At 73.6% G+C, this 311-nt stretch carries 1 protein-coding gene; it reads right to left on the bottom strand.

Annotated features, from left to right (window positions below; all coding sequences use genetic code 11):
- Positions 1 to 180 (bottom strand): hypothetical protein (locus M0638_RS28565; RefSeq protein WP_248670350.1); only part of this gene is annotated, 180 nt, incomplete at its 3' end.
- Positions 181 to 311: the final 131 nt, after the last annotated feature.

A 311-nucleotide genomic window follows, 5' to 3' on the forward strand; every position in this document is an offset into this window, starting at 1 on the left:
GGCCGCGCGCAGCATGCCGGGCGTGACGCGCTGGTACGCGGCGAGGGCGCGGACGACCTCGTCGTGGATGCCGTGCTGGGCGCCGACCTCGGCCAGCAGCTCGGCCAGGGCGCACGGTCCGAGGCGGCAGACGTGCTCGGCGCCACGACGGAGACGCAGGTCGGTGACGGCGGCGCTCATCGACCACTCCCGTTGCCGTCGCGCTGGCCGGCCTCGCCCAGCAGGAGGTTGTGCGAATGCTCGCCCTCATCGTCGGCACGCTTGGGCATGATGAGCACCCGCAACCCGCCGAGGCGGCCCATCAGGTATCG

Origin of the sequence: Roseomonas acroporae (assembly GCF_023223525.1) — a bacterium.
In the GTDB taxonomy this organism is placed as follows: domain Bacteria; phylum Pseudomonadota; class Alphaproteobacteria; order Acetobacterales; family Acetobacteraceae; genus Roseomonas_E; species Roseomonas_E acroporae.